The 17,073-nt window shown below is 59.4% G+C and carries 16 protein-coding genes; 5 read left to right on the forward strand and 11 right to left on the reverse strand.

Annotation, left to right across the window (positions count from 1 at the left end; translation table 11 throughout):
- Nucleotides 1–16 precede the first annotated feature (16 nt).
- The 3 genes from V7747_RS11855 (at nt 17) to V7747_RS11865 (ending at nt 2,384) form a co-directional block, all read left to right on the forward strand.
- A complete protein-coding gene (locus V7747_RS11855) occupies nt 17–907 on the forward strand; it encodes a LysR family transcriptional regulator (protein WP_335616232.1) in 891 nt (296 codons plus the stop codon).
- Nucleotides 908–974: 67 nt separating this feature from the next.
- The gene (locus V7747_RS11860; RefSeq protein ID WP_335616233.1) at nt 975–1,796 is read left to right on the forward strand and encodes an alpha/beta fold hydrolase; all 822 of its coding nucleotides are present in this window, start codon (nt 975–977) and stop codon (nt 1,794–1,796) included.
- Between the two features lie 27 nt (nt 1,797–1,823).
- On the forward strand, nt 1,824–2,384 hold the full coding sequence (locus V7747_RS11865; protein ID WP_335616234.1) for a peptidylprolyl isomerase: 561 nt from the start codon (nt 1,824–1,826) through the stop codon (nt 2,382–2,384).
- A 10-nt stretch (nt 2,385–2,394) separates the two neighbouring features.
- Here the strand turns inward: V7747_RS11865 and V7747_RS11870 are convergent, their stop codons facing one another.
- Nucleotides 2,395–3,519, reverse strand: coding sequence for a GNAT family N-acetyltransferase (locus V7747_RS11870; protein ID WP_335616235.1), 1,125 nt, complete (start codon nt 3,517–3,519; stop codon nt 2,395–2,397).
- A gap of 205 nt (nt 3,520–3,724) precedes the next feature.
- Here V7747_RS11870 and ada point away from each other — a divergent pair, with 205 nt between their 5' ends.
- Nucleotides 3,725–4,819, forward strand: a complete 1,095-nt coding sequence (gene ada, locus V7747_RS11875; RefSeq protein ID WP_335616236.1) for a bifunctional DNA-binding transcriptional regulator/O6-methylguanine-DNA methyltransferase Ada — start codon at nt 3,725–3,727, stop codon at nt 4,817–4,819.
- Nucleotides 4,816–5,745, forward strand: a complete 930-nt coding sequence (locus tag V7747_RS11880; RefSeq protein ID WP_335616237.1) for a DNA-3-methyladenine glycosylase 2 — start codon at nt 4,816–4,818, stop codon at nt 5,743–5,745. Before ada ends, V7747_RS11880 begins: the two co-directional genes overlap by 4 nt.
- 120 nt (nt 5,746–5,865) lie before the next feature.
- Here V7747_RS11880 and V7747_RS11885 read toward each other — a convergent pair whose 3' ends face one another.
- The 10 genes from V7747_RS11885 to hrpA all read right to left on the reverse strand — a co-directional run bounded on the left by V7747_RS11885 (nt 5,866) and on the right by hrpA (nt 16,994).
- Nucleotides 5,866–6,588, reverse strand: coding sequence for a DUF2057 family protein (locus V7747_RS11885; RefSeq protein ID WP_335616238.1), 723 nt, complete (start codon nt 6,586–6,588; stop codon nt 5,866–5,868).
- A 177-nt stretch (nt 6,589–6,765) separates the two neighbouring features.
- The gene (locus tag V7747_RS11890) at nt 6,766–7,815 is read right to left on the reverse strand and encodes a porin (RefSeq protein WP_335616239.1); all 1,050 of its coding nucleotides are present in this window, start codon (nt 7,813–7,815) and stop codon (nt 6,766–6,768) included.
- A gap of 248 nt (nt 7,816–8,063) precedes the next feature.
- Nucleotides 8,064–8,822, reverse strand: coding sequence for an HvfC family RiPP maturation protein (locus V7747_RS11895; RefSeq protein WP_335616240.1), 759 nt, complete (start codon nt 8,820–8,822; stop codon nt 8,064–8,066).
- On the reverse strand, nt 8,819–9,667 hold the full coding sequence (locus V7747_RS11900; protein WP_335616241.1) for an HvfB family MNIO-type RiPP peptide maturase: 849 nt from the start codon (nt 9,665–9,667) through the stop codon (nt 8,819–8,821). The genes V7747_RS11895 and V7747_RS11900 overlap by 4 nt, the downstream gene beginning before the upstream one ends.
- A gap of 3 nt (nt 9,668–9,670) precedes the next feature.
- A complete protein-coding gene (locus V7747_RS11905; RefSeq protein WP_335616242.1) occupies nt 9,671–9,913 on the reverse strand; it encodes an HvfA family oxazolone/thioamide-modified RiPP metallophore in 243 nt (80 codons plus the stop codon).
- A gap of 108 nt (nt 9,914–10,021) precedes the next feature.
- A complete protein-coding gene (locus V7747_RS11910) occupies nt 10,022–10,279 on the reverse strand; it encodes a zf-HC2 domain-containing protein (protein WP_335616243.1) in 258 nt (85 codons plus the stop codon).
- Nucleotides 10,273–10,875, reverse strand: a complete 603-nt coding sequence (locus tag V7747_RS11915; RefSeq protein ID WP_335616244.1) for an RNA polymerase sigma factor — start codon at nt 10,873–10,875, stop codon at nt 10,273–10,275. The genes V7747_RS11910 and V7747_RS11915 overlap by 7 nt, the downstream gene beginning before the upstream one ends.
- Nucleotides 10,876–10,908: 33 nt before the next feature.
- The gene (locus tag V7747_RS11920) at nt 10,909–12,030 is read right to left on the reverse strand and encodes a beta-ketoacyl-ACP synthase III (protein WP_335616245.1); all 1,122 of its coding nucleotides are present in this window, start codon (nt 12,028–12,030) and stop codon (nt 10,909–10,911) included.
- 105 nt (nt 12,031–12,135) lie between these two features.
- Nucleotides 12,136–13,038 (reverse strand): alpha/beta fold hydrolase, encoded by a 903-nt coding sequence (locus V7747_RS11925; RefSeq protein ID WP_335616246.1) that lies wholly within the window; start codon nt 13,036–13,038, stop codon nt 12,136–12,138.
- A 59-nt stretch (nt 13,039–13,097) separates the two neighbouring features.
- Nucleotides 13,098–16,994 (reverse strand): ATP-dependent RNA helicase HrpA, encoded by a 3,897-nt coding sequence (hrpA, locus tag V7747_RS11930; protein ID WP_335616247.1) that lies wholly within the window; start codon nt 16,992–16,994, stop codon nt 13,098–13,100.
- Nucleotides 16,995–17,073 lie beyond the last annotated feature (79 nt).

Raw genomic sequence — 17,073 nt, forward strand, 5'->3', positions numbered from 1 at the left:
TACGGAGGCAGTATAGATGAAAGCACCCCGGGTAACCCTTGAGCAATGGCGCACACTGCAAGCTGTGGTCGACCATGGCGGCTACGCTCAGGCGGCCGAGGCGTTGCACCGTTCACAATCGTCTGTCAGTTACACCATCGCCCGCATGCAGGAACAGCTGGGGGTGCCGCTGCTGACGATTGAGGGCCGCAAGGCGGTACTGACCGAGGCTGGCATCACGCTGTTGCGACGCTCTCGCCAAGTGGTGGAACAGGCAAGCCAATTGGAGTTGCTCGCGCATCAGATGGAGCAAGGTTGGGAGGCAGAAGTTCAGCTGGTGGTCGATGCCGCCTACCCCACCGAACGTCTGGCCATGGCGCTCAAGGCCTTCATGCCGCTGAGCCAAGGTTGCCGCGTGCAACTGCGCGAAGAAGTGCTCTCCGGCGTGGAAGAGTGTCTGCTCAACGGCAGCGCTGATCTCGCCATCTCGGGCATCAGCATTGCGGGCTTTCTGCCGCAACAACTCAATGCTGTGGAGTTTGTTGCGGTGGCGCATCCCGATCACCCTCTACATCAACTACAACGCACCCTCACCCACGACGACCTGCAGAGTCAGCTGCAAGTCGTCATCCGCGATTCCGGCCGTCGCCAACCACGGGACTCCGGCTGGCTGGGCGCCGAACAGCGCTGGACTGTCGCCAGTCTCGCCACCGCCGCCAAGCTGGTTGCCCGCGGTCTGGGCTTCGCCTGGGTCCCGGAACACGAGGTGAGTACAGAAATCTCCCTCGGCAAACTCAAGATACTGCCGCTGGAGCAAGGTGCGCGCCGCTCGGCCTACCTGTTTCTGTACGCCAACCGTGAGCGACCGATGGGCCCGGCCACTCGCATCCTGGCCGACCTGCTGATTGAACATTCAATGACAGCCTGATGGCAGGCTTCTCATCTCGGCAGCTCCGTGCCTAGAATGGGCTTTTCGGCTTCCAGGGACGCACCACATGCCGCAGATCAGACTCAACGGCTGCCAGTTTCACTACACCGATCAGGGCAGCGGCCCGCCGTTACTACTGTTGCATGGGCTGGGCTCCAGCGAACGTGACTGGGAGTACCAGCTCCCGGCGCTTACCCCGCACTACCGGGTATTGTGCCTCGATAGCCGCGGACACGGGCAGAGCGAAAAAGGCGGCGCAGGTTACTCCATCGCCTTGTTTGCCGCCGATTGCCTGGCATTCATTGATGCGCTGCAGCTGGAAAAGCCGCACATTGTCGGCCTGTCGATGGGCGGCATGATCGCCTTCCAACTGGCGGTCAACTCGCCGCAGACGCCTGCCAGCCTGACGATCGTCAACAGCGCGCCGGAAGTCATACCGCGCAAACCCAAAGAATACTGGATGGCGGGCAAGCGCCTGTTCTTTGCTCATGTCCTGCCGATGCGCGCCATCGCGGGTGGGCTGAGCAAGTTGCTGTTCCCCAAACCGGACCAGCAACATCACCGCGACACTTTTCAGGCGCGCTGGAACGAGAATCATCGGGCCAGCTACCTGGCTTCACTGCGCGCCATTGTCGGCTGGGGCGTGAGCGCCCAGCTCGATCGCATCGCCTGTCCGGTACTGGTCGTCAGTGCCGACCAGGATTACACCCCGGTGGAACAAAAGCGCGAATATGTCAGTCGATTGGGCGATGCCAGACTGGAAGTCGTCGCCGATTCACGGCACGCTACACCGGTTGACCAACCCGAGGCCTTCAATACGCTGCTGCTGTCGTTTCTGCAGGAAGTGGACGCCGAACGGACCCTGACCCACGAAGTAGATCCTGCCTGAGCAGGACTCTGAATAACGGAGTAAATGATGCTGAAACACCTTATTGGCGCTGCCACCCTGATGCTGCTGAGCTGCACCGCGCTGGCCGATAGCCCTCGCGTGCAACTCTCGACCTCGCTCGGCGATATCGTACTGGAGCTTAACGAAGAGAAAGCCCCCATCAGCGTGGCCAACTTTCTCCGCTACGTGGAATCCGGGCATTACGACGGCGTGATCTTTCACCGCGTGATTCCGGGTTTCATGATCCAGACCGGCGGCTTTGAAGAGAATATGCGCCAGCGTGACGTCGGCAAGCCGATCAAGAACGAAGCCGACAACGGCCTGGATAACGACCGCTACACCATCGCCATGGCACGCACCGGCGTCGTCGACAGCGCCACCAGCCAGTTTTTCATCAACCTGGGTAACAACGACTTTCTGAACCACGGTGGCCGCGACTTTGGCTACGCGGTATTCGGCAAGGTGGTCAGCGGTGAAGGTGTGGTGGAAACCATTGGTAAGGTCGCCACGACCAGCAAGGGCGGCCACTCTGATGTGCCGGTCAACCCGGTCACCATCCTCAGCGCCAAGGTGCTGGACGCGGAATAAAACCGCTGGCTCAGGTTACCTGTCTGAACGGCAGGTAACCTGCAGACTCCTGCTGGTAAGCCCTTACCCCGGCGCGTTCGCGCTGCAGAAACTCCGCCACCGCCTCGTGCAGGCCGGGCTGCAATTTGTGCCAGGATTGCGTCAGTACCGGCTCAAAACCTCGTACCAGTTTGTGCTCACCCTGCGCCCCCGCATCAAAGCGTTTCAGCCCTTCGGCAATACAACGATCCATGCCCTGGTAGAAACAGGTCTCAAAATGCAGTCGGTCAAACTCCTCCAGGCAGCCCCAATAGCGCCCATAGAGCGTGTCGTCGCCGACCAGAAAGAGCGCCCCTGCCACGTCGCGACCATCCTGCCGAGCGAACACCAGACGTACCGCTTCACTCAGCCCGGCTGAGAGCTCGCTGAAAAAAGCACGACAGAGATAGGGTTGCTGGCCGCGCTTGAGATAGGTAGCGGCGTAGAACGGGAAAAAGCGCTCCCAAAGAGCCTCGGTTATCTCAACACCCTGATGCCATTCAAAGGTGATGCCTTGCGCCACCACCGACTGGCGCTCCTTGCGAAAATTCTTGCGTTTGCGCGAGCTGCACTCCGCCAGAAAATCCTCAAAGCACTGGTAACCGCGATTGAACCAGTGAAACTGGCAGCCCAGTCGTTGCTCCCAGCCAGCCTGCTGCAACAAGGGGCTCTGCGCATCATCGTTGAACAGCAAATTAACGCCCGATACCAGACCCCGCTCCAAAGTTTCATTCAACGCCTGCACTATCAGCTGCTGGCTGGCTTCACACCGGCCCAGCAAACGCGGCCCTTGCACCGGCGAGAACGGCACGGCAGCGAGGAGCTTGGGGTAATAGTTCTGCCCTGCCCGCTCCCAGGCCTCCGCCCACTGCCAATCAAACACGTACTCGCCGTACGAATGCATCTTCTGATAGAGCGGCAACAGGGCCTGCAGGCTGCCGTCACTGTTCTCAACGACCAAGTGCGCCGGCAGCCAGCCGGTGCCTTCACCAACCGAACCGCTGCGCTCCAGTGCGGCCAAAAAACCGTGGCGCAAAAACGGGTAAGCGTTAGGCAGGAGCGCATCCCATCGACTGGCGCTGACCTGATCAATCTGCGTAAGCTGGCGTAACTTCATAGGTGTTATATAAACGCTGGCGTGAGAGTGTTTTATGCGTAGAGACCTAGCGCAGAGAGTGCCACAGCCGACGCGGATTGCCGAAACGATTTATCCGTATTATCAGCAAACCCGGTTAATGCGGATTCAATCGCAAGAAATACGAGGCGTTATCAGCGACCTGACTGGCATTCTGTTGACCGATACGAGTAAACAGTGAGAGCCCATGAACACTGCATCTACCAGTAATAGCGCAGCCGATGCGGCAAACCTCGACGAGCAACGCTGGCAGGCGGTGTTACGCCGTGACCCTGCCGCCGATGGCCGGTTTATTTACGGCGTTCTCACTACCGGCGTCTACTGCCGACCAAGCTGCCCGTCACGCCAAGCTCGGCGCGACAATATGCGCTTTTTCAGCGACGCCCAGCAGGCAGCACAGGCCGGCTTTCGTCCATGCAAACGCTGCCGCCCTCAAGATGCCAGCAGCGCTGAACGGCAACAAAGGTTGATTGCATCGCTTTGCCAGAAGATTGAACAAGCGGAGCAATTTCCCACGCTGCAACAGCTGGCTGAATTTGCCCAGCTCAGCCCTTATCACCTGCACCGTGTGTTCAAGCAAACCCTCGGCATAACGCCCAAAGCCTACGCCAATGCCGTGCGTCAGCGTCGCTTGCAGCACCAGCTAGCCACCGCGAACAGCGTCACCGAGGCTGGCTACGCTGCGGGATTTGATTCCAGCAGTGGGCTATACAGCCACGCGCCGGCGCTATTGGGCATGGCGCCCGGCACCTATCGCGCGGGCGGTGCATCGCTGCGGATAAACTATGCCACCGCACCCTGTTCATTGGGTGTAGTGCTGGTTGCGCTGAGCAGCAAAGGCGTGTGTGCCATTCTGCTGGGCAACGATGCGAAACAACTCGCAACTGACCTGCGGCAGCGCTTCCCGGCTGCCGAGTGCGTAGCTCAGAACACTGCCCTGAGCGTCAGCCTCAGCGCGGTCATACAGCTGGTAGAGCGACCCGAGCTCGCCTTTACCTTGCCGCTGGACATAGGGGGCACGGCGTTTCAGCAACGGGTGTGGCAGGCGTTGCAACGGATCCCACCGGGGCAGACGCGCAGCTATAGCGAAATAGCCGCTGAAATCGGCTCTCCCCGTGCGGTACGCGCAGTGGCCAGCGCCTGTGCGGCCAACTCCTTGGCGTTGGCAATTCCCTGTCACCGGGTAGTACGCCGCGATGGTTCACTATCGGGTTACCGCTGGGGCCTTATGCGCAAACAGGCGCTGCTGGACCGTGAGGCCGGCCATACCGGCAAGCTATGAGCCCTGTTACTGAGTTACGCATCAGCCTGGCATTGCCGACTGATTTTCGAGTGGATGACGTGCTGCGCTTTTATCGGCGCGATAGCCAGCAACTGGCAGAGCGGGTAACTAACCGCAAAGTAGAAAAGGCGCTGCTGTATCAGGGCGTACCCGCCTGCCTGGCGCTCGACTTTACTGTAGCGAACCAGGTGAATATCACGCTGCTGAGCGATGCACCTATCACACTGAATGCCGCGCTGCTCAAGCACTGGTGTGAAAGGCTGCTAGGCCTGCAGCAACCCATTGAGGAATTTTCTCGCGGATACGCAGAACACCCGCAGCTCGGCGGGCTGATCAGCGCAACACCAGGGCTGCGTATACCACAGGCCACAACGCCGCATGAAGCCGCCTGCTGGGCGGTGATCGGACAGATGATCAGTGTTCAGGCCGCCATCTCGATCCGCCGCCGGCTGATCCAGCAGTTTGGCGTAACGCATAGCGGCGGTCTGCTCTGTCATCCGGATGCGGCCAGCCTTGCTGCGCTGGATGAGACGCAACTGCGACTTTGTGGCCTGTCGCGTAGCAAGGCTGCAAGTCTGCTGTTGCTGGCAAGGGAAACCTGCGCAGGCAGATTGCCGCTGGAGCCCCCCGCCGCGCTCGCAGACCACGACCCCGAGCAATTGGCAGCAGACCTGCTGGCACTGCGCGGCATCGGTCCCTGGACCGTCAGCTACATACTGCTACGCGGTTTCAGCTCGCTGGATGGGTCATTGCACGGCGATGTCGTGGTGCGCAATCGCTTGCAGTACCTGCTGGCGTTGCCGCAACCTCCGGATCAACGCCAAACTGCCGCCTGGCTGGCCGCATTCAGCCCCTACCGTGCGCTGGTCGCCGCGTATCTCTGGGCCATGCCGTCCGCAACGGCAACGGTAACGCAAGACTACTGAACAAGAACAAGCAGGCAAAAAGCAGGCAAAAAAAATCCCCCGCAAGCGGGGGGAATCAGGAGCAACACTGGAGCTGATTGAATCAGCTCCCACTACGCTACCGCGCCTACATTACAAAGGTTACTTCGCTGCCCAGTTGATGAAATCTTCGCGGCTTTGCGGCGACAGCATCAGGTAGAGTTGTTTCAGCGTAGACAAGGTGGCGTCAGTCGCTGGCAGCGTCTGCTGTGGCGTGGCAGCCTGGGACGGCACCGGAACGGCAGCCACTGCAGCCGGCGCTGCTACCTGGCCTGCTGCCTGCGCGTTCAGCGGGGCGATGCCGGTAGTGCTATCACCGACCGCTTGCGTGCCAGAGCCGAGCATCTGACCAAGCAATGAAACGTAAGCAGGGCCAGGTACTGTGGCAACGCGCTGGCCGGTGCGAGTATTGACTGCCGCACCCGAGAAGTTTTCTTCCATGGCTTGTGCTTCTTGCAAATTGGCTGGGGCGACGAAGTCGAGCAACCAGATATCACCTGACTGCCCATCAATGCTGAAGGTAGCACTGCGTGTGCGAATGATCTCGTGGCTCAGACCACCGCCGATGTCATAACCGTTTTCAAAGTAGGCGTTGATGCGGTATTCACCCGGCTCAAGTTGCAACTCGCGCAGATCGTTGCCGGTCATGCGGTTGGCATCAGGTGCGGGTTGCCCATTGATATCCAGAATTTCCAGCGTATCGGGTACTTGCACCACGACCACCTGCGACATCGGCAGCTCAGGACCGGAGTAGAGTTTAACGGGAGCCTGCTGAGCACAGGCGGACAGCAGCACGGCGGCGGCAACAGAAAGTAGATGGCGCATGGGAACTCCTAGCACAAGTGACGGTGTTGTTTGATCACGTCATGACCAACATGAGATGACCACTTGGCGACGAGATTAAGACGGTAGGGTTTCACTTTAATGACAAAGCCGGACTGTTTTTGCAAACAGTCCGGCTTTGGGGTGTTACTACTTCGATCCAGCTTGATGGGAGCCGGATTAGAAGTCGTAACGCAGGCCTACTGACAGACCGGAGGCTTCTTCACCCGCTGCGCCGCTTGGAGTAGCGGTACGTGCCTGGCCCCAGGGAGTCAGAGCAACATTGTCTTCGTTGTCCACGATGGCGTAGTTGGCATAGACGCGAACGGCCTTGTCCAGCTTGTGTTCAACGCCAACTACCCACATATCGCTATCGTAGTTTTCCGCATCAGCGTCGCGAGTCATCCACATACCTTTGACGGCAGTGCTGGAACCCACTTTCAGCTCTGCACCCAGACCATAGGTGTCGGAGGTCAGCTGGTCACGGACAGCTTCAGTAACGGTGTCGTTGGTGTAATCAACAGTCTGGTAAAAACCAACGGCCTTGATAGCGTCGGTGATTTTAAAAGCTGCTGCTCCGCGGAAACCATCACGCTCGCCACGACCGGTATCTTCTTCGGCAGTTTCGTAAGCCAAAGAGGCTTCCAGCACTTCGCCCATGTAGTTCACGGAACCGCTGAATACGCTTTCATCCAGATCGGCGTCAGCTTCTTCACCTTCCTGCGCCGAGTAACCCAGGACTGCGTAGAAATTGCCCATGTTCGGCGTGGTGTACTGAACGGTGTTGTCGTAACGCTCATCGAAACGGGCGTTGCCGACGCGAGTCAGGTTGCGCATGTCACCGACCTGATCACCGAACAGGTTGGCTGGGCCGCGAGCGGCTTTGAACGGGCTGTCGAAACGCCCCATCTGAACTGCACCAAAGCCGCCTTTCAGACCGACAAAGGTGTCGCGAGTAGCGAAGTTGGTGTCGCTGTCGGTGCCAAAGCGAATTTCCTGCTCGATCTGGAAGAAGGCAGTCAGGTCAGAATTAATCTCATGATCACCTTTGAAACCCAGACGTGAAGAGTTGCTGGACAGGTTGGTCTCGGAGTAATCAGCACCATCGTCCAGAAAATCGACGGATACATGGGCACGGCCATAGATGCTTACATCGGCCATGGCAGTAGCCGGGATGGCTGCCGCCAGAGCTGTAACGGCGAATCCGGCAAGTTGCTTACGCAGTGTCATTGAGTCTTCCCTCATTTGTGTTTTTGCGTTGACAGTGGAACAACACATTTGGGCTGCCATGTGGCTTCAGGCCCGGTGTTGGAGGGAATCTTGGCAGCGCTATATTTCATATCAGTTGCGCAAAGATGAACATTCGGTGACAGCGGAACTTTTTAACGCAAGGCAGGCTCGTGCAGCGGAGAGGAAACAGGGAGGTGAAAAGGAATACCGCTAAATCAGCAAGATAGAAAAACAATCCAGAATCATTGTCAGCTCAGGCTTGCCTCCCCCAGCAGCAGAATGTCGTCTGCAAGCCAGGCGTTCAAAAGCTGCAGGCCATTGCTCAACAGGGCGCCGTCACAGGTTAATCCGCACTGCACTGCCACCTGCGCGAGCAGTTCGTCGATACGCTGCTGCCCTTGGTCCAATTCTGTCAGCAACCGGTAGGTAAAGGTCGTCAGTTGCATGAAGCGCACCTTATCCTGCCGGTCGCGCCAGACCAGCAAACAGGTTGCTTGGTCTGGCATGCTTTGCGGCTGAAAGTTCTGCCCGATTTGATGTACCGGCCATTGATAGGCCTGGGCACAAACCAGTGGCGAGACCTGAACCCTGCTCTGCAGACCCAGCGTCCTGCCCTGCTCTGGCGCGTCCGGGAGCTCTGCACTGGCGGTATCCAGCGCCAGCTCCAGCCATTCGTAATGCGCCAACTCGAGCAGGTACGGCGGGTCATCCGCTTGCGCGCGATAACCCTGCTGCAGCCACTGAATGAACTCCTGCCCGATCTCCAGAAAGTACGGCGAGCGGCAGTGATGCTCGGCGATAAAATCCGTTACCAGCATGCGCCAACGGGGCGCCGGTATCAGGCTATGCAATACTGGAAAAGTCCCGCGCACGAAGCTTTCGATACTTTGATAGAACAGGCGCTCGTACACTGCAACGCGATCGGGCGGCAACCCCTCTGGCAAGGCTGCGCGCTGCGGCGCGCGCAACCTGGCGGCAAAATTACGCTGCTGGACGCTGGCACTCATGCGCGTAACGCCTGCGGCGCAGCCGCTCGCTGCAGTCTGCGAATGTGCTCGACCTCAGCGTAGAGCTCGGCCAGGGGTGGGAAATTGAAGTCGCGCTCCAGCAGCGTTGGCCTCACGCCATGCTGCCGATAGGCCAGCTGCAACAGTTGCCATACAGGATCGATGACCGGAGCACCGTGACTGTCGATCTTCAAGTCCGGCTCCGCATCGAAATGCCCAGCCACATGCATATAGGCAATCCGCTCACTCGGCATTGCGCAGATAAACTGCTCGGCATCGGTGGCAAAGTTGATGCTGTTGACCAGCACATTGTTGACGTCCAGCAACAGCTGGCAATCGGCTTCCTGCAATACCGCGTTGACGAAGCCAGGCTCATCCAATTCGCCTGGCAGGCAAACGTAGGCCGACACATTCTCAATGATCAATGGCCGTTCCAGCGCGTCTTCGACCTGTTTGATACGCGCCGCTATGCGCCGCACATTGTCGTCGGTAAAGGGCACCGGCATAAGATCGTACAGCTGCCCGTCATCGGCGCAGGCCGACAGGTGCTCGCTGTAAACACTGATGTGATGGGTATCGAGAAACTGCTTTATATCACCCAGCAGACGCTGATCCAGCGGTGCCAGACCGCCCAGATTGAGCGAAAGACCGTGACAAGCAAAGGAATAACGCTCGGTGAGGGCGCGAAACTGGCGGCCAAAACGGCCGCCCAGATTGATCCAGTTTTCCGGCGCCACTTCAAGAAAGTCGGCCCCAGATACCGGGCCGGCATTGATCTCGTTAAGCAGGCTACGGCGCAGACCCAGGCCTGCGCCTTGCACGCCGAAAGCGTGGGGAGTCGTCATCGCTTAGCTACCGCAAGTGCCTTCACCACACTTGCCTTCGCGCTCTCCTTTGCTTTCGCCTTTGTCTTCACCACAGCTACCTTCGCCGCACTTACCTTCCATGTCGCCTTCGCCATGGTTGTCAGCCAGGTTATAACCGCTTTGCAGTTCCTGTACGGCAAACGGGTTTTCTGCGGCATTGACGCTGGCGCCAGCGCCCATCAGCGTGACGCCCAGGGTAACGATTGCAGTGTTGAGTTTATTCATGGTCAATCTCCATTTTGTAATGAGGACAGGCACTGCCCTCTCACTAAACTAGACTAGGGCCAACCGCCAGGGTTACAAAAAAGCGATTTTTTCTTCACTGCGCGCTGATCAATGATTGTCCTGGCGATCGGTGCCGGCGTTATCACGGCGCTGAGCGGTCATCGCCCGCAATAAGTCATCCAGCTCTGCTGCAGGTGCTTCGGGCAACTGACGGATAACCCGCTGACTGACCCGCAATTGCCGGATAAAACGCCGACAACGGAAGCAGATTGCCAGATGCGCACGCATGGACAAGCGCTGCCGCAGGCCCAACTCGCCATCCAGCAGGCCACTGGACTGTGCCACCAGGTCCCTACACGTCAACATTCGCCGGTCACCTCAAAATGTTCCAAAGTCGCAAACACGCTCAGGCGCGCTCGGTGCAACAGCACCCGAACATTAGAGTGCGATATGTCGAGCAGGTTACAAATTTCAGTCAATTCCAGGCATTGGCGGTCACGTAGCATCAATACGCTGCGCTGCAGTTCCGAGAGACTGTTGAGGGTGTGTTCCAGGCAATCACGCAGCTCCTGCGCATCCAGCAGCGCCTCGGGAGAGTCGCTGTGCCAGCCGGCGGGGCCCTCGGCCCAATGGCCGTCCGGTTTGAATCGGTCTGCGTCTATGCTGCCATGGGGGCCGCGAAGGTCCTCGATAAAGACCTCGCGGCGCTGCTTTTTCAGACGAGTCTTAGCCGTGTTTGCGGTGATGGTCAACAACCAGGTCTTGAGACTGGATCGCTCGGCAAAGCCATCGATATTGCGAACTACAGCAAGCCAGCTGTCCTGCACCACTTCGTCGGCATTACTGCTGCCGACGATGGCTATGGCTACGGCGCGCATGGCGCCTTGATACTGCTTTACCAGGGCGGCGTAGGCCGCCTGATGGCCGGCACGTAACCCGGCGAGCAATTGCTCTTCAGTCACCGGGCTACCACCTCGCAGCGGACGGCCGTGGCATCAGTGCTTGCGCACTACAACACTGCCGATCGAGTAGCCGGCACCGAACGAGCAGATTACGCCATGGCTGCCCACCGGCAGATCGGCCTGGTTCTGGTGAAACGCGATGATCGAGCCGGCAGAACTGGTGTTAGCGTACTTGTCGAGTACCACCGGCGCTTCCTCGGCACTGGGATCGCGGCCCAGCAACTTGCGCGCAATCAGCATGTTCATGTTGAGGTTGGCCTGATGCAGCCAGAAGCGCTTGATGTCTTCTACGTTCAGACCTACTTCCTGCAGGTGGTTGCCAATCAGCTCGGCCACCATGGGGCAAACGTCACGGAACACCTTGCGACCATTCTGCACGAACAGTTTGTCTGGCTTGCCGACACCCTCCTCATCACAACGGTTGAGGAAGCCGAAGTTGTTGCGGATGTTGTTGGAGAACTTGGTCAGCAGCTTGGTGCCGAGGATCTCGTAGGGGTGCTCGCAAACCGCCTGGTCAGCACGCTCGATGACCACTGCGGTACAGGCGTCACCAAAGATGAAATGGCTGTCACGATCACGGAAGCTCATATGACCGGTGCACACTTCAGGGTTGACCATCAGAACCGCTCGGGCCTGGCCCAATTGCACGGCGCTCACCGCATTTTGAATGCCAAAGGTGGCCGAGGAGCAGGCAACATTCATGTCGAAGCCAAAGCCTTCAATGCCCAACTCTTCCTGAACTTCGACCGCCAGCGCCGGATAGCCGCGCGGCAGGTTGGAGCAAGCGACGATCACCGCGTCAATATCCGCTGGAGTGCGGCCAGCAGCTTCGAGTGCCTGGTGCGCCGCCTTGACCGCCATTTCGCACAGTAGCGAAGGCTCGTCGTTACTGCGCTCGGGAATATCCGGCACCATGCGGTTAACATCAAGAATGCCGCTCTTGTTCATCACATAGCGGCTTTTGATGCCGGAAGCCTTTTCGATGAATTCGGTACTGGAGCCAGCCATGGGCTCAACGGTACCAGCTTCGATGGCGGCGGCATTGTCGGCATTGAACTGTGCGACATAGGTATTGAAGCTTTCCACCAGCTCTTCGTTGCTGATGCTTTCTGTGGGGGTGTACAAACCTGTTCCGCTGATCACGACTTTGTGCACGGTCGGTCCTCTTCTCATGTTATGGACGCGGTCTACTGCACGCCGGCGCGTTACAACCAGTAGACCACTCTAATTTTCAAATACAAATCAGCTATGCGTCAGATACTAGCGCAGGTGGTGCTCCAGCCAACTCAATACCAGCGGAAAATGATCAACCTCCGCCTGCGGGTGAGTCAGCAGGTCGTTATGGCTATAGCGCCGGGAACAACCCTGGCCCTTTTGCAACAGGATTACCTGCGCGTCGTGAGGCCCCAGCTCGCGGGCAAAGTCACGAACATCGCCGATATGCCCCTGTTGACGATCCGTTTCGCCGGCAAGATACAAACTCGCCGGCCACGCCAGTTCATCTATCGCGCTAGCATAGTCGAATCCATCTTCAAGATCACGCCATTCACCGCCCATCCAGGCCAGATTGGCTGCATAGATAGCCGTGGATTCATCCGCTGACCCCAAGGCCATTGCCCGGGCCGGAATCATGCCCTTTATGCGGCCCAACAGCGGTAGCAGACGCTGCCAGAACAGCGCACTGGTGATCCGGGTGAACAGGCCGCCATGTCGCTGTCTCCGGCGCACCGCAAACTGCAGTAGACCGGCTACCGCCGCCAGCAAGTCCGGACGACGAATCAGCGCGCTGGCCAGCCATACGCCGCCCCAGCCATGCCCCCCGGCAAACAGGCGTTGCCCGGGATGGCGTTCCTGCAGCAGCGCCAGCGCTGCTGGCAGATCTTCGGTGATCAGCCGATGCTGCGTAATAGCGGCGCCGGCGTCCTGCAGCCTGGGTTGACTCGCGCCATGACCGCGAAGATCGAGCACATAAACGCTGTGTCCTGCTGCCGTCAGCACTCCCACCAGGCCCTGATCACCACGCGGATGAAACACCCGGCCATCCTCCAGCGCGCCATGCACCAGCAGGACCACAGCGCCCTGCGGCGAACCGGCAAAGCAGCGCAGTTGCAGCGCGACCGAGTCCAGAGTCAGACTGAGGTGTTCAATCGCAGGGTCTTCCACCGGCCATCCTTATTGCGTTGTGTGGTTGTTGGCCTGGCAGTGTAGCGAGCAATGGCATCTCAAGCTGTGATTTCGCGCCAAAGTTTGGCTAGTCGCTTGGCCGAAACCGGCATGCGCGTGCCGAGTTGCTGGGCAAACAGCGACACCCGGTACTCCTCCAGCATCCAGCGCCACTCATCCAATTGGCTGTCCCAGCGACCCTCGCGCTGCCACTTGTCAGTGAGCGCCTGGTACTGCTGCTGAAAGCCCTGCAGCTCATCGGTCCAGGCTCGATCACGCGGCACCTGGCCCGGCAGCTTGTCGAGCCGCTGCTCGATAGCACTGAGGTAGCGCGGGAACTGCGCCAGCCACTGCGCTGGCACCTCGCGTGCAAAGCCTGGATAAATCAGCTTGGCCAGTTGATCGCGCACATCGTTCATGGCCAGCGCGTGGGCCAGTTCGACCTTGCCCTTGAAGCGCTTGCGCAGGCCGTGCCACTGGTTGAGGATCGCCAGCACTTGCTGCGCCAATTGCTCCGCCGCTGGCACCCAGTCTGCGCGGCGCTGGTCGAGCAAGGTCTTGATCGCCTCAGGGTCACGCGGCAGCGGCTCACCTTCAAGCAGAAAAACCCGGTCAATCGCGCCCAGCAATACATCTTCGACCAGCTGCTTTTGGGTGCCCAGGTCCCTGTAGTAGATAGCTGCGTCTTTCAATGCCTGGTTTTTCTGTCGCACCAGGCGCGCCTGCTCCGGCAGCGCTTGCAGCAGCAAGCGCTGTACGCCGCGTCGGTGCTGCTGTGTGGCAATCTGCGCCACATCAAACAGCTGCTCCACCACCTCTTCGCCCTGCTCCACCCAGGCTGGATAGACCTGCACCGCAATGCCCGCCTGCTTGCGCACGCGCGCCTCGGCCAAGGCATAACTGCCAGCGGGCTGATCGTTTGCAGGCGCCTCCTGCTCTCCACTGCTGGCTGGCTCGGACTCCATGGGGCGGCCTTCCAGTTCACCGCAGAGCGCGCTGTAGTCACGCCCACTGCAAATCACCTCGCCGGCGGCGTCAACAACCTCGATGCGCATGCGCAGGTGATCTTCCAGGGCGATATCATCCCAATTCTGCTCATCCAGGCGTACGCCAGTCATGCGCGTCAGTTCGCGGCCAAGCGACTGAGTGAGGCTGCCCTCGGCAAAGGACATACGCTCCAGCGCCGCGCGCACAAAATCCGGCACCGGGACAAAGTTCTTGCGTAGCGTCTTGGGCAAGCCGCGCACCAGTGCTACGCACTTGTCGAACAGCAGGCCCGGCACCAGCCATTCCAGCCGGGCCGGTGGAACCCGGCGCAGCAAGGACGCGGGAATCCGTACGGTCACACCGTCCGCCGGATGCCCCGGTTCAAAGTGATAACTGAGCGGCAGCGCGACCGACTCCCAACGCAGTACATCCGGATAGAGGTCGGCACTGACCTCGTTGGCTTCGCGTTGCAGCAGGTCGTCACGGGTCATGTGCAGCAGCTTGGGCTGCTGTTGGCTGGTACGTTTCAACCAGCGCTCGAAGCTAGCCAGTTGCACAATATCGCCTGGCAAATGCTGATCGAAATAGCGGTACAGGGTTTCATCGTCGACGACGATGTCGCGCTTGCGCGATTTGGCTTCCAGTTCATCCAGCTCACCAATCAACTGTTGATTGGCCTTGTTGAACGCGGCGCGGCCATGCCATTCACCGCCCACCAGGGCATGCCGAATAAACAGCTCGCGCGACATCACCGGATCTATTGGCCCGTAATGCACTTTACGCCGCGGCACTATGATCAGGCCGTAGAGCGTTACCTGCTCGAAGGCCACAACCTGGCCCCGTTTCTTCTCCCAGTGCGGTTCGCTGTAACTGGTCTTGGTCAAGTGCGTCGCCAGCGGCTCGATCCAGGCCGGATCGACCTTGGCAGCCAAGCGACCATAGAGACGCCTGGTTTCGGTCAGCTCAGCCACCATCACCCAGGCCGGCTTTTTCTTCGCCAGCGCAGAGGACGGATGCAGCAGAAAGCGCCGTTGCCTTGCACCCAGATAGTCGCCCTCCTCGGTCTTGTTACCCAAGTGGCTGAGCAGGCCCGATAACAATGCCCTGTGGATGGACTCATGACCCGCGGCCTGATCGTTCTCTTTCAATCCAAGATCACGGCAGGTCAGGCGAATCTGGCGATGCGTTTCACGCCATTCGCGCAGTCGCAGGTAATTGAGGAAATTGCGCCGGCACCAGCTGCGCAACTGGCCTTGGGTCAGCGCCTGACGCTGCTGCTCGTGGCCTGCCCACAGGTTCAGGAAGGCGGCAAAGTCGGAGGCATCATCAGCCCACTGTGCGTGCGCCTGATCGGCAGCCTGCTGTTTCTCCAGCGGCCGCTCGCGCGGGTCCTGCACCGCCAGCGCACTGGCAATCACCGCGATCTCATGCAGGCAGTTCTGCTGCGCGCCTTCGAGCAGCATGCGGCCGATCCGCGGATCGACCGGCAGACGCGCCAGCTGGCGACCCAACTCGCTCATGCCGCCGGCCTTGTCGACGGCGCCCAGTTCCTGCAGCAGCGTAAAGCCGTCGCTGATGGCACGGCTGTCCGGCGGCTCGATAAAGGGAAAATCCTCGATTCGTCCCAGACGCAGGTTGAGCATCTGCAAAATGACCGACGCCAGGTTGGTGCGCCGGATCTCCGGATCGGTAAACGCCGGCCGACCGTTGAAATCCTCTTCACTGTACAGCCGCACACAGATGCCGGGCGCCACCCGCCCGCAGCGCCCCTTGCGCTGATTGGCGCTGGCCTGCGAGACCGCCTCGATGGGCAGTCGCTGCACCTTGGAGCGTGGGCTGTAACGGCTGATGCGCGCTTCGCCCGGGTCAATCACATAGACAATCCCAGGCACCGTCAGCGAGGTTTCCGCTACGTTGGTGGCCAGTACCACCCGGCGTCCGGCGTGGGGAGCAAAGATCTTCTGTTGCTCCGCCGCCGACAGTCGTGCGTAAAGCGGCAGAATCTCGGTGTGTTTGAGGTTGGCTTTGCGCAAATAGTCTGCGGTATCACGAATCTCTCGCTCGCCGGGCAGGAAGATCAGCACATCACCTGGTGGCTGGCGTTGTGTGCGTTCATGATCAGCAATTTCGCGCAGGGCAGAGACGATTCCCTGATCAATACTCAGGTCTTCCTCTACTGCGTTGCCCTCTTCATCCTGCTCGGCAGTTAGCGGACGATACCAGAGGTCGACCGGATAGGTTCTGCCGGAGACCTCAATCACGGGAGCATTATCGAAGTGCTGCGAGAAGCGCTCCAAATCGATGGTCGCCGAGGTAATAATCACCTTCAGATCCGGCCGCTTGGCCAGAATGGTTTTCAGGTAACCCAGCAGAAAGTCGATATTCAGGCTGCGTTCATGTGCCTCATCGATGATCAGGGTGTCGTAGCGGTTGAGAAAGCGATCGTTCTGCGTCTCGGCCAGCAGAATCCCATCGGTCATCAGCTTGATCAGCGTCTTGTCCGAGCTCTGGTCGGTAAAGCGCACCTGGTAGCCCACCAGCTCACCCAGGGGCGTACCCAGTTCGTCAGCAATGCGGCTGGCCACACTGCGCGCTGCCAGACGTCTTGGCTGGGTGTGACCGATCAGGCCGCGGGTGCCACGCCCCAACTCCAGGCAGATCTTCGGTAGCTGGGTGGTTTTGCCCGAGCCGGTCTCCCCGGCAATAACCACGACCTGATGCGCGGCAATCGTGGCTTTGATCTGCTCGCGTTTTTCGGCAATCGGCAGACTGTCGACAAAGCGAATGGATGGAATGCTGGCCGAACGCGCAGCAACCCTGGCTGCCGAGGCTTCGAAGCGCCTGACCCAGTCGGCACTGGCGCTGGCGTGGTCGGCACCGCTCAGTTTGCGAAACTGTTGTTGCAGGCGCTGGCGGTCTGCCGCCATTACGCTGGAAAAATCGGGGCTGCGCATTTCTGAGTCGGACATGGAGCTTCCTGTAGCATGAAAAAACCCCGCCAGGACCAGCCAGGCGGGGCTTTATTGTCGCAAAAATGCGCGCCTGATT

It is taken from the genome of Halopseudomonas sp. (genome assembly GCF_036960865.1).
GTDB lineage: Bacteria > Pseudomonadota > Gammaproteobacteria > Pseudomonadales > Pseudomonadaceae > Halopseudomonas.